Genomic DNA, 25,891 nt, shown 5'->3' with positions numbered 1-25,891 from the left:
CCCTATCTGTGTATCGTTAAACAATGCTCGTCGAACCCCGTACCCGGCTCGCGCTGGGAGCACTCGGCGCGGCCTGTTTCGTGTCCGTGACCTCGGAGAACCTGCCGGTCGCGCTGCTACCGCAGCTCGCGTCCGGGCTGGATGCCGGGGATTCCGCGATCGGGCTGCTGATGACCGGGTACGCGCTGGTCGTGGCGGTCTCGGTGGTGCCGCTGGTGGCGCTCACGGCACGCTGGGACCGCCGGACGACCGCGCTGGTGACACTGGGGATGATCGTGGTGTCGAACCTGGTGCTGGCGGTCGCGCCGAACTACGGCGTCGCCGTCGCCGCGCGGCTGGTGGCGGCCGCGGGGCACGGCGTGTTCTGGTCGGTGGTGGCGTCCATGGCCGGCCGGCTGCTCGGGCCGGGGCAGAGCGGCCGCGCGACGGCGGTGGTGTTCGCCGGGAACTCCGTGGCTTTCCTGTTCGGGCTTTCGGCGAGTTCGTGGCTCGGCGCAGCCCTCGGCTGGCGGATCGCGGTGCTGACCGTGGCGGCCGTCGCGGCGGTGACGGCGCTGGTCATCCGGCTCACCGTGGGTCCCATGCCCGCGATGGCGTCGGCTCTCCACGGCCGCTTCGCGCACCGCTCGCTGCTTCCGGTGAACGTGACGACGCTGCTGGTGGTGACCGGGCATTTCGCGGCGTTCACGTACATCACGGCGATCATCGCGCGGTACGTCCACCTGACCGGTTCGTCGACGTCGTTGCTGCTGCTCGCCCACGGAACGGCGGGGTTGCTGGGCTTGCTCTTGATCGGCCGTCACATCGACGGCCACCCGCGGGCGACGGCGCTGGTCACGACGGGCGGCCTGGCTGTTTGCATGCTGGCGCTGCTGGTCGTGCCGGGTCCGCTGGCGGCGGGAGCGGCGATCGTGGCGTGGGCCGGGCCGGCGGCGGGGATCGGCGTGGTGCTGCAGGCGGCGGTCCTGCGGGTGGCGAAGAGCCGGCCGGACCTGGCGTCGGCGGTGTACATCGTGGCGTTCCAGATCGGCATCGCTTCGGGGGCGGCGTTGGGCGGACTGGGGTTGGACCACGGAGTGTTGGCGCCGGCGGTGATCATCGCGGCGACGGGCGGCCTCGCGTCGGCGATGGTGGTGCGCCGATCGGCGGCGTTCGCGCGATCTGGCTGAGCTTCGCGCAACCGGCGCACCCGCAACGCCGGCTTGCGCGCCGATCGCCGGCGTCCGCGCGAGGGCGCAGCGCGGAGCCGCGGCTGCCGCCCTCTACGCCTCGCGTAGCCGGTGTACCCGCAGGGCCAGCTGGATCTCCAGCGCGCGGTCCGGCGCCTGCCACTCCTCCCCCAGCAGCGACGCCACCCGCTCCAGCCGCTGCACCACGGTATTCACGTGGACGTGCAACACGTCCTTCGTCCGCGCCAACTGCGATCCGCTCGCGAAGTACGCCCGCAGCGTCGCGACCAGCTCCGTCCCCCGGCGCGCGTCGTAGTCCAGCACCGGTCCCAACGTCTGCCGCACGAACAAGTCCAAGTCCGCATGATCACCCAGCAGCTGCCCCAGAAATCCCAGCCCCGCCATCGCCGCGCCTTCGCCGGTCCGGCCCAGCGCCAGCAGCGCCCGGACGCACCGCGCCGCTTCCGCGTGGGCCGAAGCGATCGACGACGGCCCGCTCGCCGGGCCCGCCGCGCCCACCGTCACCGGGCGGCCCGTCGCCGCGCCGAGGTCGGCGGCCACGCGGCGGGCCAGCTCGTCCGGGTCGCCCGCGCCGAGCAGGACGACCTCCTCCGCGTGCACGCCCACCAGCGTCGCGTGCCGGGCCGCCGCGCTCGCCAGACGTCGTCGTGAACCGCCGTCCGCGTGCGCCACCAGGACCGCGTGCGGGGCCGACAGGTCGATCCCCAGCCGGCGGCCGCGGGCCAGCAGCGCGCGGGGGTTGCGGTCGGGTGCGGTGAGCAGGTCGGTCAGCAGCTCGCCGCGGACCTCGTCCTCGGCCCGCACCACCGACCGCCGCAGCATCAGCAGCAACGCCGTCACGACGCCCGCGCGTTCGAACAACCGCCGGTCGGGGTCGGAGAGCCCGTCGCGGCCGGTCAGCACCAGGCTGCCGAGCAGCTCCGGACCGGCCTGCACCGCACACACCCAGGTGTCCTTTGTGGACACCGCTCGGCCGGCGGCGCGGGCCGCGGCGAGCGCGTCCGGGTCGAGTGCGGCGGGTGCGGCCGAGCCGGCCAGCAGCCTGCGGTCGGCGTCGTAGACCGTGAGGTCGCCGTGCAGCACCCCGGCGACGGCGGCCGCGACGTCCGGCAGGTCGCCGCCGCGCAGCACGAGGTCGGTCAGCCGGTCGTGCGCGTCCTGGGCGCGTTCCATCGCCTCGGTGTGCGCGCGGATCGTCGCGTTGGCGTCGTTGAGCTCCTCGACGGCCCGGCGCGTCTGGTCGAGCAGGTTCGCGCTGTCCAGGGCGATCGCCGCGTGGTCGGCCAGCGAGGACAGCAAAGCGACTTCGTCCGCGGAGAACTCCCGCGTCGCGCGGTCGGACGCGAAGAGCACCCCGAGCACCTTCGGGCCGATCGCCAGCGGGACGCCGAGGATCGCGGTCAGGCCCTCGTCCTTGACGCCGGAGTCGATGTGCCGAGTGTGCTTGAACCGGTCGTCGTGGAAGTAGTCCGACGTCGCGTACGGCCGCGCGGTCTGCGCCACCAGGCCGCCGAGGCCCTCCCCCATGCCGAGCACGATCTGCTGGAACTCCGCCGACACCGACCCGTCGCTGACCCGCACGTAGGTCCGGTTCTCGGCCTCGTCGTTGAGCGAGAGGTACGAGACGTCGACACCCAGCAACGCCCGTGCCCGCCGGACGATCGAGCGCAGCACGGTGTCCGGATCGGACAGTGCGGCGAGCTCGCTCGCGGTGTCGAACAGCGCGCCGAGCTGGGCCTCGCGCCGCCGGTGCTCGGCGAGCGTCTCGCGGATCCGCAGCGCCAGCTCGCCCGCGCTGGCCAGGGCGGCCAGGTCGGCCGGACCGAGGGCGCCTTCGGCACGAGCGGCCACGACGACGTGCGCCAGCTGCTCGCTGCTCGCCCCGGAGGCGAGCAGGTCGAGCAGCCGGCGCACCACATCGGTCGGTACGGTCACGGCGGTCATGCTAAGGCGAAACGGTCGCCGTCTCCGCCTGGACGTCCTCGTCGTGCAGGGACTCGCCGCGCGTCTCGCGGGCCGCGAGCAGGGCGATCACCGTGATCAGGCACATCGCCGCGACGTACAGCGACACCGGCACCGTGCTGCCCCACGCCGAGAACAGCGCCACCGCGATCAGCGGGGCGACGGCGCCCGCGGCGATCGACGACAGCTGGCCGCCGACCGAGAGCCCGGTGTAGCGCACCCGCGTCGGGAACTGCTCGGCGAAGAACGCGGCCTGCGGGCCGTACATCGCGCCGTGCAGCACCAGCCCGACGGTCGCGGCCAGCACGATCACCGCCGACGACTTCGTGTCCAGCAGCGCGAAGAACGCGAAGCCCCACAACGCCATCCCGATCGCGCCGAACAGGTACACCGGACGGCGGCCGACGCGGTCGGACAGCGCGCCCCACAGCGGGATCGCGACGAAGTGCACCGCCGAGCCGATCAGCACCGCACTCAGGCCGACGCCCTTCGGCAGGTGCAGCCCGGTCGTGACGTACACCAGGATGAACGCGGTGATCACGTAGTACGAGACGTTCTCGGCCATCCGGGCGCCGATCGTGATCAGCACCTGGCGCCGGCTGTCGCGGAAGACCTCCACGACCGGGACGTGCTTTTCGGCGCGGTTCTCGACCTGCTTCTGCGCGGCCAGGAACACCGGCGACTCGGCGACGGCCAGCCGGATCCAGAGCCCGATCAGCAGCAGCACGCCCGAGAGCAGGAACGGGACGCGCCAACCCCAGGCCATGAACGTCGCGTCGGACTGGGTGGCCGAGAGGATCGCCAGGACGGCGGTGGCCAGGAGGTTGCCGCCGGGCGCGCCGCACTGCGGCCAGCTCGCCCAGAAGCCGCGGCGGCGGGCGTCGCCGTGTTCGGAGACGATCAGGACGGCGCCGCCCCACTCCCCACCCAGCGCGAAGCCCTGGACGAGGCGAAGCAGCGTGAGCAGGATCGGCGCCGCGACACCCGCGCTCGCGTACGTCGGCAGCACGCCCATCAGGCAGGTCGAGCCGCCCATCAGCGCCAGGCTGACGATCAGGAGCTTCTTGCGGCCGAGCCGGTCGCCGTAGTGGCCGAAGACCAGGCCGCCGATCGGGCGGGCGAGGAACCCGACGGCGTAGGTCAGGAACGCCAGCAGCGTGCCGGTCAACGGGTTCGCCGTCGGGAAGAACAGCTTGTTGAACACCAGCGCGGCGGCCGAGGTGTAGAGGAAGAAGTCGTACCACTCGATGGTGGTGCCGATCAGGCTCGCGCCGACGATCTTGGCGATCGCCGACCGGTTCGGTTGACTCACTGCGGGCTCCACTTCCTTGTGGTGACAGGGTTTCAGGCGGCTTTTACGCTGCTGTCCAGCCGCCGTCGAACGGGATGGACGCCCCGGTGACGTGGCCGGCGTGCGGCGAGCACAGCCACGTCACCAGGGAAGCGACGTCGTCGGCTTCGATGAGCTTCTTGATGGCGGCGCGCCGGAGGAGGACTTCGGTGACGACGTCCTCGCGCGGGATGTCGTGCTCGGCGGCCTGCGCGTCGATCTGCCCGTCGACGAGAGGGGTGCGCACGTACCCGGGGTTCACGCAGTTGCTCGTGACGCCGTGCTCGGCACCTTCGAGGGCGGCGACCTTGGAGAGGCCTTCGAGCCCGTGCTTGGCGGCGACGTACGCGGATTTGAACGCGGAGGCGCGCAGCCCGTGGACGCTCGACATGTTGACGATCCGCCCCCACCCGCGGGCGTACATCGACGGCAGCGCGTGGCGGATGAGCAGGAAGGGAGCGGTGACCATCAGCGCCTGGATGCGCGTGAACGCCTCGGGCGCGAAGTCCTGGATCGGCGCGACGTGCTGGATTCCGGCGTTGTTGACCACGATGTCGACCTCGGCGGGCAGGTGGTGGATCGTCTCGGGGTCGGTGAGGTCGGCGGCGTGCGCCCAGCCGCCGACCTCTTCGGCGACGGCCTCGGCGTTCCGCGCGTCGATGTCGACGACGTGCACCTTGGCCCCGGCCGCCGCGAGGGCGCGGACGCAGGCCAGGCCGATACCGCCGGCCCCGCCGGTGACGAGGGCGGTGCGCCCGTCCAGATCGCTGGTCATGGACGGGAACGGTAAGCGTGACCCCGGTCGCGAGCTATGTGCGCGAGCGCTACAGCTCGCGAAGATCCTGTGGCGCGGATCCACACACGGCGATCAAGAAGGCATCCCACGATCGGGTGGAGATTTCGAGGGTGCCGCCGGAGCGGTCCTTGGTGTCACGGATTTTTGCCGCAGGTCCCAGCGCGACTTCGACGCACTTGTCCTCAGTCGCGCTATAACTCGACTTCCGCCACATGCTGCCCTCCCAGGTCGGCGATCACCTCCCCGATGAAGTCGCCGCTCTCGCGCTCATCCATCGCCAGCGCCGCCATGGTCTTGGCCGCCGCGCGATAGCCGGCCACCTGATCAGCATCGTAGATGTAGGCGCTGGCCTGGTGGAGTTCGACGAAAACGATGGTTGGCAGAGCCTCGAACTCGAGTACCGCGAAGTTGTGAGAGATCGCCCGCGCAGCCGCTCGTACGGGCAGAACCTGGAGCCGGATGTTCCGGCGCCCCGAGACTTCCCGCAGGTGCCGAAGCTGCTCCACCATCACCGGCTTGCCCCCGACCTCAGCTCGCAGTGCGCCCTCGCCGACCAACACGTGGTAGCCGAGGGGGCGATGCCTCGTCAGGACATGGCGCCGAGCGATCCGTGCGTGCACGACCCGCTCGATCCGTTCGGGCGGCTGCCCCTGGCCGCCCATCAAGGCCCGGATGTAGTCCGGGGTCTGGAAGAGCCCCGGAATCACCGCGGGTTCCCAGTCGAACATCGCCTCCGCCGCGCGCTCGTAATCGGCGTAGGTCCCCGCACTCGGCGCCACACCAGGCACCGCTTTCTCGAGCCAGCTCGGCTCCCGCGCGTACCTGGCCAGCTCCAGCAGCCTCGCCCGCTCCCCCGGCTCCACCACCAAGACCCCCAGCAGCAGCGCCACCTGCTCCACCTTGGGAATCCGCTTCCCGTACTCCCAGTTGGACAGTTCCTGCGGGAGCACGCCGATCAACCTCGCCAGCTCCCGCACGCCCAGGTTCCGGGCTTTCCGTGACTCACGCAGCCCGAAGCCGAGCGCTCTCGCCCGGGGTGTCGCGAAGGGTGCCGCCATGACCGCATTCTGTCACCGGGGTCCGACATTTCCCGCGGCCCGGGTGTCGGCTGGTGTCACAAATTCGCGCCAGGTTTCCTGCAGGTCATGGACCCGGACCACGCTCTGCTGACCCGTCTGCGCGACCTGGCCGACACGCTCCCCGGCGACGTCTCCTGGCTCGCCGGGCCGCCTCTGCGCGCGGACGGCCTGCGCGACCTCGGCGAGCGCCTCTCCTGCCTCGGCGCCGACCTGATCAGCCGGGCGGGCGTGCTCGACGAGATCGCCGCCGCCCGCCTCCCCGCCCACGGCTGGATCCCCGAGTGCGGGCCGGATCCGCGCCGCCGGCTCGCCCACTACGTCGGCCGCGGCGAGGTCCGGCTCGGCCTGATCTACTTCGCGAGCTGTGGCGCGGGCTGCTTCCCGTTCTACGGCACCGATCCGGCCGAGAAGACCGTCCGGCACGAGCGGTGCGACAAGTGCGTCAAGGAGGCCTACCGCCTCATGAGCGTTCCGTCAGCACCGCCAGGTAGTGCGCGTTCGTCATGACGCCGAGGACGTTGCCGAACGGATCGACGACCGACGCCGTCACGAACCCGGGCCCCCGCTCGGTGACCGGCTCGTACTCAGTCGCGCCCAGCTCGTGCAGGCGGGCGACCGTCGCCTCGAGGTCGTCGACGTGCCAGTAGACGATCTCGCCGCTCGCCCCGCCCATGCTCGCCGGAACGTACTTCCGGTCGATCAGGCCGAGTTCGTGCTGGTGGTCACCAATGCGGAACTCGGCGTACCCGGGCCGGTGGAAGTACGGCTCGACGCCGAGGAACTCGGTGTACCAGGCCTGCGCGGCCGCGTGGTCGTCGGCGAAGTAGGAGACGGTGGCCATTCCTCGCAGCATGTCTGCTCCCTTCGATCGTGAAGCGCCAGCATGCGGAGTGAAAGTGCGCACCGGATGAGCACTTTGTTTGCGACACTTCCGCCATGCGTGCCGACCGCCTCGTGGCCACCCTGCTGCTGATGCAGGCACGCGGCCGCGTCACGGCCGCCGAACTCGCGGCGGAGCTGGAGATCTCCGTCGCGACGGCCCGCCGTGACCTCGCAGCGCTCTCGACGGCGGGCGTGCCCGTGTACCCGCAGCCGGGCCGTGGCGGCGGCTGGCAGCTGGTCGGGGGCGCCCGGACCGACCTGTCCGGGCTGACCGCGAGCGAGGCGCAGGCGCTGTTCCTCCTGGCCGGTCCGGCCGCGGCGGCGGCACCCGAGGTCAAGTCGGCGCTGCGGAAGCTGCTGGGCGCGCTGCCGGGCACGTTCCGCGCGGACGCGTCGGCGGCCGCGGAGGCGGTGCTCGTCGACCCGGCGGGCTGGGGAAAGCGCGTCAAGGACCGGCCGCCGATGGTCGAACTGCTGCGCGACGCCGTCATCGCGCGCCGCCGGATCCGCCTCACCTACGCCGGGCGCGAGCGGCTCGTCGATCCGTGGGGCCTGGTCGACAAGGACGACGTCTGGTACCTGGTCGCGGGGACCGGCGAGGGCCGCCGGACGTTCCGGGTGGACCGGGTCGCCGCGGCCGCCGCGACTTCGGAGGCCGTGGATCGGCCGTCGGACCTGGCGCTGGCCGCGGTGTGGGACGAGGTCGTCGAGGAGATGGAGAAGCGGCGATCGCTCCTCACCGCGGACGTCGTGCTCGAGCGCCGGTACTTCGGCGTGCTGCGCGACCGCTTCGGACGGCACTGCTCGCTGCTGGCGGACCTGCCGGGCGACCGGGTCCGTGCCCGCGTCGCCGCCCCGGCGCCGATCATGATCGCGCAGGAGCTGGCGGGGTGGGGCGCGCTCGTCGACGTCGAATCGCCGGACTCCGTGAAAGCCGAACTCGCGCGTCTGGGATCCGAGCTGATTGCCCGCTACGCCCCCGATTGTCCTGAATGAGTGGTTCACGTGTTCGCAGGTCCCGAATGAGTCCTTCACGACACCGGCGCCCCGCTGCGGGCGGCCACTCGCCCGGTTATCCTCGGTGAACGGCGTTAATCACTCCACAGTGGACACTAGGAGGACCTACTACGGGTGTCCGTTACTTCCCGGTATCTGGCCGTTCGGAGTATCCGGAATCACCCGTTTGCTGTTACTGTGACGCCTCCGTGATCTGAACGTGTGTTCGGTGACACTGCTGTGACAGACGGAGCTCCGCTCCGGGCCGGGGGCGCCCCCACCCGGACCCCCGAAAGCGTGCGGTGAGGGCAGACGAAGATGCGTGACGATGTGGTCGAGGCGAGTGCGGTGGTCGGGCACACGCCGGACGTGGTGTGGCAGATCGTCGGATCGCCGGAGTGGTACTCGCGGTTCGTGCCCGAGATCAGCGGGTGCGAGATCCACGAGGCCGCCGCGCGCGGCCGGGGCCCCAAGGGCGTGATCCGGATCGTCCCCGAACGCGGGCGGATGATGGAGGCGCAGGTCCAGGCCGTCGTGTACCGGCCGGGCGAGCACGTCGTGTGGTGCGGCGTCCCCGACGACGGCACCTGGGTCTCCCTCGAGCTGAGACCCCTGGCCGGCGGCAAGACCGAGCTGTTCATCCGGATGATGCTGCCGCCGTCGCACCTGGACCTGGTTTCGTCGGTGAAGAAGGACGTCCGCGCCCTCGCCCGGCGCCTCGACCTGCACCTGGCCGGCGAGTCCGACCCCGACGCCGACCACGACGGGAACCGGGCCACCAAGCTGCGCACCACGAGCGTCCTGCTGCGCGCCGGCGTCCTCAGCGCCGGCCGGCCGGACAAGCTCGCCCGCCAGCTCAACTCGATCGCGCAGTGGGGCGCCACCATCGCCGGCGGCTACCAGGCCGCCGCGGCCCGCGTCCCCGACGAGCCCGCCCTGCACGACGAACGCAACCTCCGCACCTTCCGCCAGGTCCAGGAACGCAGCGACCGGCTCGCGAACGCGCTGAGCGAGCTCGGCGTCGGCGAACGCGACCGGATCGCGCTGATGTGCCGCAACCACGCCGCGATGGTCGAGTCGTTCGTCTCCGCCAGCAAGCTCGGCGCCGACGTCGTCCTGCTCAACACCGGTCTCTCCGCGGCCTCGGTCAAGGACGTGCTCGCCGAGCACGAGCCGGCCGCCGTGCTGGCCGACGACGAGTTCGCGCAGACCATCGCGAACGTCCCGGGCGAGTTCGCCCGGATCAGCACGTGGCCGGACGCCGAGACCGGCTACCCGACCGTCGACGAGCTGATCCACGCCGCGCCCGCCGACCCGCCCAAGCCGGTCGAGCGGCCGGGCCGCCTGGTCGTGCTCACCTCCGGGACCACGGGGACGCCGAAGGGCGCGCGCCGTCCGACGCCGAAGGGCCTGGGCTCGGCCGCGGCGATCCTCGACCGGATCCCCCTGCGCGCCGGCGACCGGATCCTCGTCGCCGCACCGCTGTTCCACAGCTGGGGCCTGGCCGCGATGCAGATCGGCATGGCGCTGCGGGCGTCGCTCGCGATGATCCGCAAGTTCGACGCCGAGGAGACGTTGCGGGCGATCGCCGAGCAGAAGTGCGACGCGCTGTTCGCGGTGCCGATCATGCTGCAGCGCATCATGGACCTGCCGGAACGTGTGCGTGGGCGCTACGACCTGTCTTCGCTGCGGATCGTCGCGAGCAGCGGCTCGGCGATGTCGGGGGCGTTCGTCACGCAGTTCATGGACACCTTCGGCGATGTCCTCTACAACTTCTACGGCTCGACCGAGGTGTCCTGGGCGAGCATCGCCGACCCGGCCGACCTGCGCGCGGCGCCGACCACAGCCGGCCGCTGCCCGCTCGGCACGCGCGTCGCGATCCTCGACGAGGACCGCAAGCCCGTCCCGCCGGGCGGTGAGGGCCAGATCTTCGTCGGCAACGACATGCTGTTCGACGGCTACACGAACGGCAAGGACCCGGCGCGCGCGGCGGACCTGATGGCCACCGGCGACGTCGGCTTCCTCGACGCGGCGGGCCGCCTGTTCGTCACCGGCCGCGCCGACGAGATGATCGTGTCCGGCGGCGAGAACGTGTTCCCCCGGCCGGTCGAAGAAGCACTGGTGGCGCTGCCGGGCGTGCACGACGCGGCGGTGGTCGGGGTGGCGGACGCGGAATGGGGCCAGCGCCTCGCGGCGTACGTCGTCCCGCGGCGCGGCGCCTCGCTGCACGCCGAGGACATCCGCGCCTACATCCACCAGCGGCTGGCCCGGTTCGCCGTGCCGCGTGACGTGTACTTCGTGCCGGACCTCCCGCGCAACGCGACGGGCAAGATCCTCAAGCGCCTGCTGCACGACGACAGCTGGCCGGTGACCTCCGAGTACTGATGCGAAGCCGTGGCTCAGCCGACCGGCTGACGCAGCACGGTCCTGAGCTTCGCGGGCTCGGTCCGCCGCGGGTCGCCGAGGTAGACCTCGTGGTGCAGGCCGGTGGGCTCGAGCCCTTCGCGCTCCAGGAACTCGCCGTGCAGGCGGGCGAGCAGCGGGGCTTCGTCGTCGTACGAGCCGATGTGGAGCACCTGCGCGCACCGGCCCTCGTGCAGCTTCTCGAGCCGGACGGACGCGTCGATCTTCTTCTTGCGCCGCACGGATTCCCGGGCCTCTTCGACGGCGTCCTCGCCGAGGTGTCGCGGCAGCGAGACCAGCATGGTCCACTGCCAGGAGTCCTTGGCGCGCACGGTGAACGCGGCGTAGTCCTCGGCCCACCACAGGCCTTCGAGCGGTCCGACGACGAAGTCGTCACCGGCTCGCTTCGCCGTCATCTTGATCGTGTAGGCGAAGGCGTAGAGCGCTTCGACGGCTTTCCGGTAGCTCTCGGCGGTGTTCGGGTTGCCGCGGCCGTCGATCGCGTGGAACTGCTGCTCGGGCACGTCGAGCAGCGCCCAGTCGGTGTTCTTCGGTGCGTACAGCTGCTTCAGGTCCTTCTTGACGTCGTAGGGCATCAGAGCATTCCCGTCAGCCACTCGGCTTCCGCCTCGAGCTGGCCGATCGAGTAGTCGAAGATCGTCCGGACGAACGGCGGAGCCGTGGGTTGCGCGGCCGCCGCGCGGCGGACTTCGGCCAGCCGCTCCTCGACCGCTTCGGCGCGCCGGACCAGCGCGTTCGCGAGGCGGCCGGGCGGGATCGCCGGGCTGTTCGCCAGCCCGACCAGCACCGGCGGGTGCACCGGGCGCAGTTCGGCGATGGCCGCCTCCGCGGCCGCCGCGCACGCACGACGGCCCGCGTCGGTCGCCGTGAACGTCTTCTTGGCCTTGGCGTGCGCGCGCTCCCCCGCGACCTCGGCGACCAGGCCGCGGTCGCGCAGTTTGCCGAGCACGTAGTAGATCGAGCTGAAGCCGAGGGCGGTCCAGTCGCGCATGCCGCGTTCCGAGACGACTTCGTCCAGCTCGTAGCCGTGTCTCGGCCGCTCGGTCACGAGGCCGAGCACCGTGAGTTCCGCGTCGGTCAGCACGGCGGTATTCTAGGACTAGAATAGGCGCGTTCGTCAAGGCTTCCGGAAATTGTCGGTGGGTGCTGGCATGCTTCAGCGAGTACCGGAAAGCGAGGGCGGACAGTGGGGGGACAGGTGGTGACGGCGGTGCCGTGGACCGCGGAACACGTGGCCGGGCTGGCGCCGGATCCCGCTTCGGAGCAGGCGGGCCGGGCGCTGGCCGCGCCGGCGAAGTGGTCGGGTGCGGGTGCGTCCGAAGACGCCGTGTGGGGCTTCTGCCAGGGCAGTGGCAAGAAGCCGTACCAGACGTGCGTCGAGTTCGACGAGCCCGCGTTCCGGTGTTCCTGTCCCAGCCGGAAGTTCCCGTGCAAGCACGCGCTCGGGCTGTTGCTGCTGTGGGCGGCCGGGCAGATCGACGCGGCACCGGCGCCCGAGTGGGTGCACACGTGGCTCGCCGAACGCGCCGACCGGGCCCGCCGGGCGGAGAAGCGCGTGGAGTCGGCTGGCCCCAAGGACGAGGAAGCGGCCGCGCGCCGCGTTTCGGAGCGGGCGGCGCGCGTCGAAGGCGGTGTGGCGGAGCTGAAGATCTGGCTGACCGACCGGATCGGCGCCGGTTTCGCCGGCTTCGAGCGCAGCGGCGGCGAAGAGCTGCGCACGGTCGCCGCGCGAATGGTCGACGCCCAGGCGTCCGGCCTGGCGGGCGGCCTGCGCCGGGCGGCGGGGATCGTCGGCCGCCGCGACTGGCCGGAGTCGCTGCTCGGCGAGCTGTCGTTGCTGTACCTGCTGGCGGACGCGGCGACCCGGCTGGACTCGCTGCCCGTTCCGTTGGCGGAGACCGTCCGCACGCGGCTGGGTTTTTCGGTGGAGACCGCCCGGGTCCTCGCGGATGGCGAGCGCGTCGCGGACGAGTGGCTGATCACGGGTGCGGCGGACGAGGAGAACGACCGGCTGCTCACCCGCCGCACGTGGTTGCGCGGGCGCCGGTCGGGCCGGGACGCGCTCGTGTTGTCGTTCGCGCCACCGGGCCGTCCGCTGGATTCGTCCTTGCCGCCCGGGCATTTCCTGACGGCGGAGCTGGCGTTCTACCCGGGCGCGGCGCCCCTGCGGGCGCTGGTGGCCGAGCGCGGCATTCCGCTGCCCGCGCCGATGGCCGAGGGCGGGTCGATCTCGGACGCGTTGGCGGCGTACGCGCGGGCGATGGCGGCGGATCCGTGGCTGGAGCGCTGGCCGGTGCTGTTGTCGGGCGTCACGCCCGCGGAACACGCCGACGGGTGGTGTCTGTCCGAAAAGGACGGTACCGCGCTGCCGCTGGTGCCGTACGCGTTCCCGTGGTCACTGCTGGCGATGTCGGCGGGCAGGCCGGTGACGGTGGCGGGCGAGTGGGGCCAGTCCGGGTTCCGGCCGCTGACGTGCTGGCAGGAGGACCGGGCGGTGCGGCTGTGAACTTTCCCCGGTACCGCAACCACGAGCAGGAGGTGCAGCCGTGAAAGCCTGGGAAGACCTCGTCGGCACCGCGCTCCTCGGCACCCGCCGGCGCACGCTCGACCCCGCCACCCAGCCGCCCGCGGTCCAAGACCTCATCGCGGACCGCGCCGAGCCCGCCGACCAGCTGCTCGCCGCGGCCGCCGTGCTCACCACCTACCGGCGCGCCGGGCGCCGGCCGCTCCACGACGTCCGCCCTCTCCCGATGGCGGCCGTCGATGACCGCACCTTCGTCCCGCCCCTCGCGCGGGAACGACTCGCGCGGCTGCTCGCCGCGAGCCATCCCGACCTGCTCCTGGAGTGGCTCGGCATCGTCGCCGGCACGGACTACCGCGTCCCGCCGGAAACGCTCCCCCTGCTCGCCGAAGCCGCGCGCAGCAAGGTCGCGCTGCGGGGGCCGCTCGTCGCCGTCGCCGGGTCCGTCGGGGCGTGGCTCGGGCAGCGGAACCCCGACTGGGCCTTCCTCTCCGCGCCTCCCGAGGAATCCGGCGACGTCTGGCAGTTCGGCAGCCTCGCCCAGCGCCGCCGCTGGCTCGCCACCAAGCTCGCCGACGACCCCGCCGCGGCCCGCGAAGCCCTCCACGGTTCCTGGAAGAGCGAACCGGCCGACGTCCGGTCGGACTTCCTCGGCGTGCTGGCCGAGCACGTGCGCCCCGAGGACGAAGCCTTCCTCGAAGCCGCTCTCACCGATCGCGCGGCCGCCGTCCGCGAACGGGCCGCCGACCTGCTCGGCCGGCTGCCCGGCACGCGCTACGGCGAGACGATGGCCGACCGGCTACGACCCCTCGTCCGGCGGAAAGGCCGGGTGCTCGAAGTCTCGGTGCCCCAGGGCGAACACGGCGAAGGCACCGTCCGGCTGCGCACCCTCGCCGCCGCCGCGCCGCTCGCGTTCTGGACCGAGTTCGGGCCGCCCGCCGAGGTCGTGCGGATGACCGTCGAGGGCTGCCCGGCCGGCGTGCTGCGCGACTCCTGGGCCACCGCGGCCCTGCGCCAGCGCGACGAAACCTGGGCGCAGGCCCTGATCGGCGCCGACCCGGGCGGCCGCACCACCCCGCCCCTGCTCGGCGTGCTGAGCCCCGCGAGCCAGGCCGCCACCGTCGGGCACCTGGTGAGCCGGCTGCCGGTCGAGTCGTTCGCGCGGCTGGTGCACGAGCTGCCCCGGCCGTGGACGAAGGAGCTCGGCACCGCCCTGCTCGACTGGATCGCCCGCCAGGACGACCACCGCCTCGTCTCGCACGCCGCCGTCGTGATCGCCCGCGCGGTCCCCGCGCAATGCCTGCGGCACCCCCTGGCCACCACCCGCCTGACCATGGACGCCGGTCCGTGGCGCCGGGCGCTCACCGAAACGCTGAACTTCCGCCGCGAAATGTACGAGGAGCTCGCATGACCGCCCCCACCGTCCTCCGGCCGCACGCCGAGCAGGACCACGCCGCCGAGCTGGCCGCGCTGGCCGCCGCCGACGACCGGGCCAAGCCGCCCAACTGGAACCTCTCGCCGTGGGCCGTGGTCGAGTACCTGCTCGGCGGCACCCTGCCGGACGGCACCGTGATCACGCCGAAGTACGTCGGCCCGCGGCGGCTGGTCGAGGTCGCCGTCGCGACGCTGGCCACCGACCGCGCGCTCCTGCTGCTCGGCGTCCCCGGCACGGCGAAGACATGGGTGTCCGAGCACCTCTCCGCCGCGATCAGCGGCGACTCGACGCTGCTGGTGCAGGGCACGGCGGGCACGTCGGAGGAGTCGATCCGCTACGGCTGGAACTACGCCCGGCTGATCGCCGAGGGCCCGAGCGCCGCCGCGCTGGTCGAAAGCCCGGTGCTGCGGGCGATGCGCGACGGCAAGCTCGCCCGCCTCGAAGAGCTGACCCGCATCCCGGCCGACGTCCAGGACTCGCTGATCACGATCCTGTCCGAGAAGACGCTGCCCATCCCGGAGCTGGGCACCGAGGTGCAGGCGCGGCCGGGCTTCAACCTGATCGCGACGGCGAACAACCGCGACAAGGGCGTCAACGAGCTGTCGAGCGCGTTGCGGCGGCGGTTCAACACCGTCGTGCTGCCGCTGCCGGACAGCGCCGACGCGGAGGTCGAGATCGTCAGCAGGCGGGTTGCCGAGCTGGGCAGCTCGCTGCAGCTGCCCGTGGAAGCCGCCGAGCTGGCGGAGATCCGCCGGGTGGTCACGGTGTTCCGCGAGCTGCGCTCCGGCCGCACCGAAGACGGCCGCACGGCGGTGAAGTCGCCGTCCGGCACGCTCTCGACGGCCGAGGCGATCAGCGTCCTGACCGGTGGCCTCGCGCTGGCGGCGCACTTCGGCGACGGCGTCCTGCGCCCGCACGACATCGCGGCCGGCATCCACGGCGCCGTCGTCAAGGACCCGGTGGCCGACCGCGCGATCTGGATCGAGTACCTCGAGACGGTCGTCCGCGAGCGCGACGGCTGGGCCGACTTCTACCGGGCGGGCCAGGAGATTTCGTGACGACCCATCTCCTCGGCATCCGCCACCACGGCCCGGGGTCGGCCCGCGCCGTGGCGACGCGGCTCGCCGAACTGGAGCCCGACGTCGTGCTGATCGAGGGTCCACCGGAAGCCGACGCGCTGGTCGAGCTGACCGAAGACCCGGCGATGGCGCCGCCGGTCGCGCTGCTGGCGTACGCGACCGACGACGTCTCGCGCGCGGCGTTCTGGCCGTTCGCCGTCTTCAGCCCGGAGTGGCAGGCGCTCGCCTACGCGCGGGAAGCCGGGATTCCGGTGCGGTTCTGCGACCTCCCGGCCGCGAACACCTTCGCCGCGGGGCCGGACGAGCACGCGGGCGCGCCGGTCGACCCGCTGGCGCTGCTGGCCTCGGCCGGGGGCTACGACGACCCGGAACGCTGGTGGGACGACGTCGTCGAGTCCCGGCGGGACAGCGAAAACCCGTTCGAGGTGATCGCGGACGCGATGACCGCGGTGCGCGAGGACGAGGAACCGCCGCGCGGCAACGAAGCCCGGCGCGAGGCCTACATGCGCTCGGTGCTGCGCCGCACCCGCAAGGACGGTTTCGAGAACATCGCCGTCGTCTGCGGTGCGTGGCACGTGCCCGCGCTGGCCGACCCGCTGCCGCCGGCGTCGCACGACCAGACCGTCCTCAAAGGACTGCCGAAGCGGAAGGTCGCGTGCACCTGGGTGCCGTGGACGCACGGCAGGCTCGCGACCGCCAGCGGCTACGGCACGGGCGTCCGCTCGCCCGGCTGGTACCACCACCTCTTCACCACGGCCGAGGACGTCACGACGCGCTGGCTGACCGGCGTCGCGGCGGTGCTGCGGGAGGAGGACCTGCCCGTGTCGACCGCGCACGTCATCGAGGCGGTCCGGCTGGCCGAAACGCTGGCCACGCTGCGCGGGCGGTCGTCGGCCGGGCTGGCCGAGGTCACCGAAGCCACCCGGTCCGTGCTCTGCGGCGGTGACGAGGTGCAGGTCGAGCTGGTCACGCGGCGGCTGGTGGTCGGCGAACGGCTCGGCGAGGTGCCCGACCGGGTGCCGCAGCCGCCGCTGGCCGCGGACCTGACGGCGACGGCGAAACGCTTGCGGCTCAAGAAGGACCCGATGGTCAAGGAACTCGACCTCGACCTGCGCACGCCCGGCGGGCTCGACCGGTCGAAGCTGCTGCACCGGCTGCGGATCCTCGGCATCGAATGGGGCAGCCGGGAGGCGTCGGCGCGGCGGAACAAGGGCACGTTCCGGGAGACGTGGGCGCTGTGCTGGGAGCCGGCGTTCGAGGTCGACCTGGTCGCGGCGGCGGTGCACGGCACCACCGTGCCGTCGGCGGCCACGGCCGCGGTCCGCGACACCGTCGAGGGCACGCCCCCGCTGGACGAGGTGACCACGGCCGTCGAGAACTGCTTGCTGGCCGACCTCCCGGAGGCGCTGCCCGAAGCGCTGGCGGCACTCGACGCGCGGGCGGCGGCGGACGCGGACGTCGCCCGGCTGATGTCGGCGCTGCCCGCACTGGCCCGGGCGACCCGCTACGGGAACGTGCGCGGCACCGACACGGCCGCGTTGCGCGCGGTCGCCGACCGCATGCTCGACCGCATCTGCGCCGGGCTGCCCCCGGCGACCCACGGCATCGACGACGACGCGGCGGCCCGGATGGCCCAGCTGGTCGACGGCGTGCACGACGCGACGTCCCTGCTGGGCGAGGAGGCCAAGGAGCGCTGGCTCGCGGCGCTGGCGCGGCTGGCCGAACGGCCGTCGCTGCCCCCGTTGCTGGCCGGCCGGCTCACCCGGATCCTGCACGACGCGGGGCTGCTCGACGCACTGGACATCGAGCTGCGCCTCGGCCGCGCACTCACGCCGGGCATCACCCCCGCGGCGGGCGCGGCGTACGTGGAGGGCTTCTTCGACGGCGGCGCGCTGCTGCTGGTGCACGACGAGGGCCTGCTGCGGGTGATCGACGCCTGGCTCGCGGCCATCCACGACGACGTGTTCACCGAGGTGCTCCCGTTGCTGCGCCGCACATTCGGCGCGTTCAGCGGACCGGAGAAGCGAGCAATCGGCCACCGCGCGGCCGGCCTCACCGGCCCGGCGGCGGTGGTCGCGCTCGCCGAAGAACTGGACGAGGACCGAGCGGAGCGCGTGCTGCCGGTCCTCGCGACGCTGCTGGGGGTGGGAGCATGAGCGCGGACACCGAACGCACGCGGCGCTGGCGGCTGGTGCTGGGCGCCGAAGGCGCAGGCCCCGGCTCCGGGCTGGCCGACGCGCAACTGTCCGATGAGGACAGTGGGGTCGACTCCGTGCTCGCCGCGCTCTACGACAAGCCGGACGAGGACGCCGCCGGTGGGCCGCGTAGTGCGAACCTGGGCGCGTCGGCGCCGCGGGTCGCGCGGTGGCTGGGGGACATCCGGCGCTACTTCCCGAGCACCGTCGTGCAGGTGATGCAGCGCGACGCCGTCGACCGGCTGGGCCTGACCCGGATGCTGCTGGAAAAAGAGCTGCTTTCGGCGGTCGAACCGGACGTCCACCTGGTCGGGACCCTGCTCTCGCTCAACGGCGTGCTGCCGGAAGAGACGAAGGAGACCGCGCGCGAGGTCGTCCGCAAGGTCGTCGAGGAGCTGGAGGAACGGCTCGCCGAGCGCACGCGCGCAGCGATCAGGGGCGCGCTGGACAAGGCGTCGCGCACCCACCGGCCCCGCCCCGGCGACGTCGACTGGGCGCGCACGATCCACGCGAACCTCAAGCACTACTCCCCCGAGCTGCGCACGATCGTGCCGGAACGGCTGATCGGCTTCGGCCGGCGCCGGCAGTCGGTGCAGCGGGACGTCATCCTGGCCGTCGACCAGTCGGGGTCGATGGCGGAGTCGGTGGTGTACTCGGGGCTGTTCGGCGCGGTGCTGGCGTCGATGCGGGCGTTGAAGACGTCGTTCGTCGCGTTCGACACCGAGGTCGCCGACCTCACCGATCACCTGGCCGACCCGGTCGACGTGCTGTTCGGCACCCAGCTGGGCGGCGGCACCGACATCAACCGGGCGATCGCGTACTGCCAGGGCCTGGTCGGCCGGCCCGAGCAGACGCTGCTCGTGCTGATCAGCGACCTGTACGAGGGCGGCGACGAGGACGAGCTGCTCCACCGGATCGCCGAGCTGGTCGGCGCGGGCGTCCAGGTGGTGACGCTGCTGGCCCTGTCCGACTCGGGCGCGCCGTCGTACGACCACGAGAACGCGGCGGCGCTGGCGGAGCTGGGCGTCCCGGCGTTCGCGTGCACGCCGGACCAGTTCCCGGAGCTGATGGCGGCCGCTGTCCGCGGTGCCGACCTGCAGGCCTGGGTCGCGCGCGAGACCAGCTGAGTTGCGGAATGAAACCGACCGGCGTCCGGTTGACGAGGGTGCGGGGTCGAACCCGCAGGAAGGACGGCTCGCCATGAAGGTCCGCAGTTCGGTCCGTTCGCTGGCCCGCCAGCCGGGTGCCCAGGTGATCCGGCGCGGCACCCGCGTGTTCGTGATCAACAAGGACAACCCGCGCCTGAAGGCTCGTCAGGGCTGACTCGACGCGGCCGCGAGGTCTTCCGCGCGGCCGAAGCGCATCACCCCGTCGTCCACGCGGTTGAACCGCATGTCCGCGAGGTCCAGCAGGTAGTTCTGGCGCATCATCCAGGGCCGCCGCTCGCCCTGCTTCGGCAGGCCGGGGGCGGCCCTCTTGATGTACCCCGACGCCAGGTCGACGATCGGGCGCGGCCGGCCCGCCGAGGAAGCCGACGCCGGGTCCGGTGTGCACGAAGCGAAACCCCGCCGATCCAGGTACGCCAGCAGGCGGCACACGTACTGGGACGTCAGGTCCGCCCGGAGCGTCCACGAGTTGTTCGTGTACCCCACGCACCACGCCAGGTTCGGGATCCCGCCGAACATCATGCCCTTGTACGCCCGCTGGTCGCCGGGTGAGATCTCGCGCCCGTCGACCGTCAGCGCGATCCCGCCGAACGCCACCAGGCGAAGGCCGGTCGCCGTCACGATGACGTCCGCGGGCAAAGAGCGGCCCGACTCCAGGAGCACGCCGGACGCCGTGAACCGGGAAATCCGGTCCGTCACGATGTCGGCCTTGCCCGAGCGCAGCGCGCGGAACAGGTCCGCATCCGGCACGAGGCACAGCCGCTGGTCCCACGGGTCGTACGACGGCACGAAGTGCGGGTCCACCGGGATCGACGCCGGCAGCTGCGCCGCCACGCGCTTGCGCAGCGCCGAAGACGCCCGCTCGGGCAGCCGCCGCATCAGCTGGAAGAACAGCGTCCCCATGACCACGTTCTTGCCCCGCACCACGCGGTGCGCGAGATTTTCGGGCAGCAGCGCGCGAATCCGGTCGGCGAGCGCGTCGCGCCCCGGCCGGGCCACGATGTACGACGGCGAGCGCTGCAGCATCGTCACGCGGGCGGCAGTCGACGCCATGGCCGGGACCAGCGTCACCGCCGTCGCGCCGCTGCCGATCACCACGACCCGCTTGCCCGTGTAGTCCAGCGACGAGGGCCAGTGCTGCGGGTGCACGATCTCCCCCGCGAACTCCGAGCGGCCCGGGAAGTCGACGACGTGCCCGCTCTCGTACGAGTAGTAACCACTGCACAGGTACAGGAACCGGCAGGTGAACGTCTTGCCGTGCGCGGTCGAGACCGTCCACCGCGCCGAGGACGACGACCACGACGCCCGCACGACCCGGTGGCCGAAGCGGATCCGTGAAGTCACCCCGAAAGCCTCGGCCGTCGAACGGATGTAGGCCAGGATCGACGGGCCGTCGGCGATCGCCTTCGGGTCCTTCCACGGCCGGAACGGGTAGCCGAGGGTGAACATGTCCGAATCGGACCGGATACCGGGGTAGCGGAACAGGTCCCACGTGCCGCCGATCGTGTCACGCGCCTCGAGCACGGCGTACGTCTTGCCCGGCAGCCGCTCCTGCAGCCGGCAGGCCGCGCCGACGCCGGACAGGCCGGCGCCCACGATCAGGACGTCCACGTGCTCGACGGTGGTCATGAACGCCAGCCTAACCGAGGTGGGGACCCCGCCGGACCGGGTCGGGGCACCGGCCCGGCGGGGAGGACCACTCACAAAGGCACGACCTTCGTCGCGCCGAAGGAGCCCTTGAGCGGCACCGTCACGGACTTGCCGTGCACGGTCACCGTGACGCTGTCCTGCGTCTGCGTCGGATCCGACACGGCGAGCTGCCGGCCCCAGCCGCACCGCCCGATCGCGACTGACGCGGGCCCGGACACGCTCACGCCGTCGACCGACCCGGCCGCGAAGAAGTTCGCCAGCAGCGTCTCGCCGACCTGGACCGCCTGGACCGTCGCGGTGTTGGCCCGCACCTGCCACGCCCAGGACGCGCCGAGCGTCCCGAGGACCGACGCCCCGGGCAGCACCGCGTAGGCGTACTTCGCGTCCGTCGGCTTGACCCCGTGCTCCAGCACCAGCTTCTGGTACCGGCGCGTGTTCGGCGTCGTGGTGCCCTTGGTGTTGGCGCCGGTGTCGATGTCGCGCCACGCGCCGGTCCGGTCCTCGCGCAGCGCCGTCACCGACGCGTCGTCGAGGAGCACGTACCCGCCGACGTTCTCCAGGTGCACCCAGCGCGGCCGCCGCAGCGCGGAAGCCTTCCCGAGGTCCGTTCCGACGAGCCGGCCGTCCGCGAGCAGTGCGCCACGGCCGCCTTCGCCGAGGTTGCGGTTCTCGATCGTCGTGCGTACCGCGTACTCCGAGCCGGACGTGATGCCCGCGCCGAGGCACACGATCCCCGACGGCGTGAAGAACCACGACTTCTTCGCCACGAGCGACCCGTCCCAGGACTTGAAGTCCATCGCGAAGGCGCCGTGCTTGTCGTCCCAGCGGACGCCGCCGGTGTGCGCGTTCGGGCCGACCGGCACGCCGCCGAACTTCGGGTCGACCGGGCCGTCGTTCTCGGTCGTGCCCGGCAGCAGCAGCGGGTCGACCGTCGGCCAGTACGCGTCGGTGTAGTGACCCTTGGCGTTCGGCAGGAAGGTGTAGAGCACGCCGTCGCCGACGTAATAGCCCTTGAGGTTCTGGCCGTTGATGGACTCGTAGCGCGAGATCCGCGTCGAGCTGACGCCCAGCGACGCCGACCAGTCGTCGGTGACGTGCACCATCCGGTCCTGCTGGCCGAAGTCGCGGTGCGTGGCGACGACCCGCGCCGGGCGCGCACCCGAGGCCAGCATGTCCTGCGCGAACTCGATGCCCGGCGTCGCCACCAGGTCCGGGCCGGGCGCGAACCGCTCGGGGTCGGGGATCTTCAGGAACGGCGCGTACGTGCCTTCCTTGATCCACTTCGCGGCGAGGGCGTTCAGATCGGTCTTCGTCTTGCCCGACGCCGTGCGGGCCAGGACCAGCGTCGCGACGGTCAGCTGGTGACCGATGTCGTGCCCGGTCTCGCCCTGCCGGGAGAGCATCCGGCCGCGGACCGGCTCCATCAGCGCGCCCGCGTAGACGAAGGGCGCGTAGCTGTCCGCGACCAGCGCGTAGATCTTGTCCTTCAATGCCTGCGGCAGGGCGTACTCGGTGCCCTGCGTGACGTGGATGGCGCCGGCGAGCGCGGTGAGCAGGACGATGCCGTAGTGGCCGGGGTACGGGATGGTGTCGTGCTGGATGAACGAGCCGTCGACGTGGAAGCCGTCGCCGGCCGCGCGGTCCAGCTTGGCGACGACGCTCGCCGCGCCCCCGCCCGCGACGTCGGTGAGCGCGTCGATGCCCGTCTTGATCCACGCCGTGTCGCCGATCAGCGCCCCGGCGACGATCGAGATCAGGGCCTTGTCGGCCCGGTTGGCGCCGGTCTCGACGACCGATGTGTTGTTCGCGCGGACGTTCGGGTTGCCGACGAACCGCTTGATCGGGCTGACGTACCGGGCCAGCTGATCGGCGGTCAGCTGGTCGGCGACCACCGAAAGCGTGTGCAGCACGTAGTACGGGACGCCGATCTCGTAGGTGTACCAGTTGCCGATCTCGCCGACCTGCGGGTTGTACTGGCTCGCGTAGATCAGCTCGAGCGCCGCCTTGATCCGGTCGAGCACCACCGGGTCGCCCGACAGCGCGCCGCCCGGCGTGCCCCAGTCGACGGCGATCGCGCGCAGCCGGGCGTACATCGACGTCGTGTAGTCGCTGCCCGGGCCGAGCGGCAGGTCCGTCCACAGTGGAGCGCCGCCGCCGGCGACGGACATGCTCGCGTTGTAGGCCTTGGCGACGCGGCCGAGGTTGGCGAGCGCTTCGGTGCGTTCCGGCGACGGCCGGTTGATGCCGGTCTGCAGCTGCCGGTAGGCGGCGACGATCGGCGCGGTCGCGGCGGGTACCGCGCTCGACGCGGGCGCCGCCGCGGCCGCCGGAGTGGCGGCCGAAGCGAACGCGGGACGGGTGAGGAACACGGTGGAAGCGGCCGCCATGGCGCCGCCGCGCAGGGCGTTTCTCCGGTTCACGGGCATGACAATGCCTCCCAGGATCAAGACATCCTTGGCTTGCGGGATGGGGGAACGGGATTCAGTTGTGCGGCGGCGGAAGCAGGGTCTCGGCTCGCCCGGTACCGAAACTGTCGGTGCCGGGCGGTAGCGTGGAAAACGGGGGGCGCCCCCGCGGGGTCAGCGGGAGCCGTCGGTGCGGCGGGGCAGCTGCCAGGGGTTGGCCTCCTGCAGGGGTTCGGGCAGCAGGGCGTCCGGGAAGCCCTGCCACGCGATCGGGCGGAGGAACCGCTCGATCGCCGCGGTGCCGACGGACGTCGTGGTCGGGGCCGTCGTGGCCGGGTAGGGGCCGCCGTGCTGCTGGGCCCAGCTCACCGTGACGCCGGTGGGCCAGTCGTTCCACAGCAGCCGGCCGGCGATGCGGGCCAGTGCCGGCAGCACCGGCCGGAGCCAGTCCGCATCGGACTCCTCGCCGTGGATCGTGGCGGTGAGCCCCGGTTCGATGACGTCGAGCAGGCGCAGCAGCTCCGCCTGGTCGGCGTAGGTGACGATCAGCGACGCCGGCCCGAAGCACTCTTCGTGCACCGCGTCGCCGCCTTCGAGGAACTGCTTGCCGCTGGTGGCGAGCAGCGTCGGCGTGAACGCCGGCGAGTCGGACGCCGCCTCCGACACGACGTCGACGCCCGGCACCTCCCGCAGCTGCGCCAGCTTGTCGGCGTAGCCGGCGGCGATGCGGTCGTTGAGCATCGGCTGGGCCGCGGCGCCGTCCAGCGCGTCCTTCAGCGTCTCGGTCAGGTTGTGGTCCTCGGGCAGGAACAGCAGGCCCGGCTTGGTGCAGAACTGGCCGGCACCGAGGGTGAACGACCCGGCGTAGCCCTTCGCGACGGCTTCCCCGCGCGCGGCGATGGCGGCCTCGGTGACGACGACGGGGTTGACGCTGCCGAGCTCGCCGTAGAACGGGATCGGCCGCGGCCGCGCGTTCGCGATGTCGAACAGCGCCCGGCCACCGGGGATGGAGCCGGTGAACGACGCCGCCGCGATCCGCGGGTCCTTCAACGCGGTGACGCCTTCGTCCTGCCCGAAGACGACGTCGAAGATGCCGTCGGGCGCGCCCGCGCCGATCAGGGCCTCCCGCACGATCCGGCCGGTCAGCGCGGACAGCTCGGGGTGCCCGGGGTGGGCCTTGAGGACCACCGGGCAGCCCGCGGCGAGCGCGGACGCGGTGTCGCCGCCCGCGACGCTGAACGCGAACGGGAAGTTGCTGGCCGCGAACACCAGCACCGGCCCGATCGCGGTCTTGACGCGGCGGATGTCCGGCCGCGGGCCCATCGGCCAGTCCGGGTCGGCGTGGTCGACGGTGGCGCCGAGGTACTCGCCGTCGGTGAGCACCTCGCCGAACAGGCGCAGCTGGAACGTCGTGCGCTTCAGCTCACCGGCCAGCCGCGGGGTGGCCGGCAGGTGCGTCTCGGCGTGCGCGAGCGGGACGAGGTCGTCCGCGGCGGCGTCGAGGGCGTCGGCGGCCGCGACGAGCCAGCGGGCGCGCTCGGCGGGGGTGGCCGCGGCGGCAGGACGGGCGGCCGCAGCGGCCCCCGCCAGGATCTTCTCGAGCGTGGCGGCGTCAGTGGCCTGGCTCATGGGTGGAACAACTCCTCAATCACTCTCGTGGGCGGCGGCGGTGGCCGCGGCCAGGTCGCTCCAGCGACCCGGGCCGGCCAAGCCGAGGTGGTACAGGTGCAGCTCCGCGGCCCCCGCCTTGGCCAGCTCGCCGGCGTACGCGGCGATGTCCGGCACCGGCGCGGCGGCGACCGCGGTGATGTAGCTGCCGATCGCCACGCGCTCGGGCAGGGCTTCCCGGGCCGCCGAGACGGCCTCGGCCCCCGTGGCCGGGGCCCAGCCGAACAGGACGACCGCGTCGACGTCGTCCGGCGCGGACGGCGTCAGCCCGGGCAGCGCGCCGGTGACCCAGGGGTCGAGCGCGCCGTGCAGCACGATCCGGACGCCCGGCGGCAGCTGGGCGAGCACGGCGGCCCGCAGTTCGTCGGTCGCCTTCTGCCTGGTGGACAGAAGCTTGTGAGTCAACGATGGCGGCAACCCATCGGCCGTCACGCCGAGGTCGCCGGTCGCGAGCAGCCGCCGGACCTCCTCGACGAGCTGGGCCCGGACGGTGTCCGCATCGACGTCCCACGAAGAAGCGCAGGCGTCGCAGCAGCAGATCGACAGCAGCCGGGCCACCGCGGGCGCCCACACGCCGTCGGTCTTCTCGTGCTGGTGCTGGTGCACCGCGCCGAGCGGACCGCAGGCCTCGAGGATCACCGACGACAGCTCGAGGCCCGCGACGGACTCCGCGGTCAGCTTCGCCGCGTACTCGCGCACGGCGGGCTGCGAGGGGCACAGCGCCCACGGATAGCTCTCGCCGAAGCAGTTGCGCACCACGACGTCCGGGTGCTCGTAACCGAGCTGCGAGTTGTGGGTCAGCACGATCCAGGCGGCGGCCGGTATCCCGGCCTCGTTGAGCAGCCGGACGGCGTCGCCGCCGGAGTCCTCCCCAGAAATCCAGTCCGGAGTGGACGGTCGAAGCGCGCCCCACGCGTCCGGCCGCACCGGCCGGTAGAACGCCGCGTGCCGAGCCACGACGGCCGTGCGCGAAGCCGACCACGGCGTCGCCGCGCGGGCGCTGTGGTACGACAGCGCCACGGCCACCTCGTCGACCCCCAGATCCCGGGCGCGCGAGGCGAACCCGGCCTCCAGGACGTCCCACGGGTAGGCGTATCCCGTCACCTTCACCGG

Annotated in this window: 22 protein-coding genes; 10 read left to right on the top strand and 12 right to left on the bottom strand. The window is 72.6% G+C overall.

The window, feature by feature from the left end:
* Positions 1–23 precede the first annotated feature (23 nt).
* Entirely contained in the window at positions 24–1,169 is a 1,146-nt protein-coding gene (locus OG738_RS28225) for an MFS transporter (protein ID WP_329045384.1), read from the top strand.
* 93 nt (positions 1,170–1,262) lie between these two features.
* Here OG738_RS28225 and OG738_RS28220 read toward each other — a convergent pair whose 3' ends face one another.
* Genes OG738_RS28220 through OG738_RS28200 form a run of 5 tightly spaced genes read right to left on the bottom strand, consistent with a single transcriptional unit; the run spans position 1,263 to position 6,336 of the window.
* Positions 1,263–3,134, bottom strand: a complete 1,872-nt coding sequence (locus OG738_RS28220; protein ID WP_329045383.1) for a helix-turn-helix domain-containing protein — start codon at positions 3,132–3,134, stop codon at positions 1,263–1,265.
* A 1-nt stretch (position 3,135) separates the two neighbouring features.
* Positions 3,136–4,464, bottom strand: coding sequence for an MFS transporter (locus tag OG738_RS28215; protein ID WP_329045382.1), 1,329 nt, complete (start codon positions 4,462–4,464; stop codon positions 3,136–3,138).
* A 43-nt stretch (positions 4,465–4,507) separates the two neighbouring features.
* Positions 4,508–5,257 carry a 3-hydroxybutyrate dehydrogenase gene (locus OG738_RS28210; protein WP_329045380.1) on the bottom strand — a complete coding sequence of 250 codons (750 nt, stop codon included), beginning with the start codon at positions 5,255–5,257 and terminating at the stop codon, positions 4,508–4,510.
* A gap of 49 nt (positions 5,258–5,306) precedes the next feature.
* A complete protein-coding gene (locus OG738_RS28205; protein WP_329045378.1) occupies positions 5,307–5,492 on the bottom strand; it encodes a DUF397 domain-containing protein in 186 nt (61 codons plus the stop codon).
* Positions 5,470–6,336, bottom strand: a complete 867-nt coding sequence (locus OG738_RS28200) for a helix-turn-helix domain-containing protein (protein WP_329045377.1) — start codon at positions 6,334–6,336, stop codon at positions 5,470–5,472. Before OG738_RS28200 ends, OG738_RS28205 begins: the two co-directional genes overlap by 23 nt.
* A gap of 87 nt (positions 6,337–6,423) precedes the next feature.
* On the opposite strand from OG738_RS28200, the gene OG738_RS28195 reads away from it, so the two are divergent.
* Entirely contained in the window at positions 6,424–6,864 is a 441-nt protein-coding gene (locus OG738_RS28195; protein WP_329045376.1) for a hypothetical protein, read from the top strand.
* Here the strand turns inward: OG738_RS28195 and OG738_RS28190 are convergent.
* Positions 6,818–7,210, bottom strand: coding sequence for a VOC family protein (locus OG738_RS28190; RefSeq protein ID WP_329045375.1), 393 nt, complete (start codon positions 7,208–7,210; stop codon positions 6,818–6,820). The genes OG738_RS28195 and OG738_RS28190 overlap by 47 nt on opposite strands.
* Positions 7,211–7,293: 83 nt before the next feature.
* Between OG738_RS28190 and OG738_RS28185 the strand changes: the two genes are divergently transcribed.
* Together OG738_RS28185 and OG738_RS28180 are read left to right on the top strand one after the other, a co-directional pair.
* Positions 7,294–8,235, top strand: a complete 942-nt coding sequence (locus OG738_RS28185; RefSeq protein ID WP_329045374.1) for a helix-turn-helix transcriptional regulator — start codon at positions 7,294–7,296, stop codon at positions 8,233–8,235.
* 318 nt (positions 8,236–8,553) lie between these two features.
* On the top strand, positions 8,554–10,620 hold the full coding sequence (locus tag OG738_RS28180; protein WP_329045373.1) for an AMP-binding protein: 2,067 nt from the start codon (positions 8,554–8,556) through the stop codon (positions 10,618–10,620).
* Between the two features lie 14 nt (positions 10,621–10,634).
* Here the strand turns inward: OG738_RS28180 and OG738_RS28175 are convergent, their stop codons facing one another.
* Together OG738_RS28175 and OG738_RS28170 are read right to left on the bottom strand one after the other, a co-directional pair.
* Entirely contained in the window at positions 10,635–11,234 is a 600-nt protein-coding gene (locus OG738_RS28175; protein WP_329045371.1) for a GyrI-like domain-containing protein, read from the bottom strand.
* The gene (locus OG738_RS28170; protein WP_329045370.1) at positions 11,234–11,743 is read right to left on the bottom strand and encodes a PadR family transcriptional regulator; all 510 of its coding nucleotides are present in this window, start codon (positions 11,741–11,743) and stop codon (positions 11,234–11,236) included. The genes OG738_RS28175 and OG738_RS28170 overlap by 1 nt, the downstream gene beginning before the upstream one ends.
* Positions 11,744–11,860: 117 nt before the next feature.
* Between OG738_RS28170 and OG738_RS28165 the strand changes: the two genes are divergently transcribed.
* From OG738_RS28165 to rpmJ, 6 genes are all read left to right on the top strand, one after another.
* Entirely contained in the window at positions 11,861–13,165 is a 1,305-nt protein-coding gene (locus tag OG738_RS28165) for an SWIM zinc finger family protein (RefSeq protein ID WP_329045369.1), read from the top strand.
* A 40-nt stretch (positions 13,166–13,205) separates the two neighbouring features.
* Entirely contained in the window at positions 13,206–14,591 is a 1,386-nt protein-coding gene (locus OG738_RS28160; RefSeq protein WP_329045367.1) for a DUF5691 domain-containing protein, read from the top strand.
* Positions 14,588–15,673 carry an ATP-binding protein gene (locus OG738_RS28155; RefSeq protein ID WP_329045366.1) on the top strand — a complete coding sequence of 362 codons (1,086 nt, stop codon included), beginning with the start codon at positions 14,588–14,590 and terminating at the stop codon, positions 15,671–15,673. Before OG738_RS28160 ends, OG738_RS28155 begins: the two co-directional genes overlap by 4 nt.
* Entirely contained in the window at positions 15,670–17,850 is a 2,181-nt protein-coding gene (locus tag OG738_RS28150; protein ID WP_329045365.1) for a DUF5682 family protein, read from the top strand. Before OG738_RS28155 ends, OG738_RS28150 begins: the two co-directional genes overlap by 4 nt.
* Positions 17,847–19,016, top strand: coding sequence for a VWA domain-containing protein (locus OG738_RS28145; protein ID WP_329045364.1), 1,170 nt, complete (start codon positions 17,847–17,849; stop codon positions 19,014–19,016). The genes OG738_RS28150 and OG738_RS28145 overlap by 4 nt, the downstream gene beginning before the upstream one ends.
* A gap of 73 nt (positions 19,017–19,089) precedes the next feature.
* Positions 19,090–19,212: a 50S ribosomal protein L36 gene (gene rpmJ, locus OG738_RS28140; RefSeq protein ID WP_329045362.1), complete on the top strand. Its 123-nt coding sequence runs from the start codon at positions 19,090–19,092 to the stop codon at positions 19,210–19,212.
* On the opposite strand, the gene OG738_RS28135 is transcribed toward rpmJ, so the two are convergent.
* From OG738_RS28135 to OG738_RS28120, 4 genes are all read right to left on the bottom strand, one after another.
* Positions 19,203–20,684 carry a flavin-containing monooxygenase gene (locus tag OG738_RS28135; protein WP_329045361.1) on the bottom strand — a complete coding sequence of 494 codons (1,482 nt, stop codon included), beginning with the start codon at positions 20,682–20,684 and terminating at the stop codon, positions 19,203–19,205. The two genes, rpmJ and OG738_RS28135, sit on opposite strands and share 10 nt — an antisense overlap.
* A 71-nt stretch (positions 20,685–20,755) precedes the next feature.
* Complete coding sequence (locus tag OG738_RS28130; RefSeq protein WP_329045360.1) at positions 20,756–23,131, bottom strand: polysaccharide lyase 8 family protein; 2,376 nt, start codon at positions 23,129–23,131, stop codon at positions 20,756–20,758.
* A gap of 153 nt (positions 23,132–23,284) precedes the next feature.
* Positions 23,285–24,739 (bottom strand): aldehyde dehydrogenase (NADP(+)), encoded by a 1,455-nt coding sequence (locus tag OG738_RS28125; RefSeq protein WP_329045359.1) that lies wholly within the window; start codon positions 24,737–24,739, stop codon positions 23,285–23,287.
* 15 nt (positions 24,740–24,754) lie between these two features.
* Positions 24,755–25,888 (bottom strand): hypothetical protein, encoded by a 1,134-nt coding sequence (locus OG738_RS28120; protein WP_329045358.1) that lies wholly within the window; start codon positions 25,886–25,888, stop codon positions 24,755–24,757.
* Between the last annotated feature and the right edge of the window lie 3 nt (positions 25,889–25,891).

The sequence above is a fragment of the Amycolatopsis sp. NBC_01488 genome (assembly GCF_036227105.1).
Classification (GTDB): domain Bacteria; phylum Actinomycetota; class Actinomycetes; order Mycobacteriales; family Pseudonocardiaceae; genus Amycolatopsis.
Note: the sequence above shows the minus strand (reverse complement) of the source record. Positions and strands in the feature narration are given on the sequence as shown.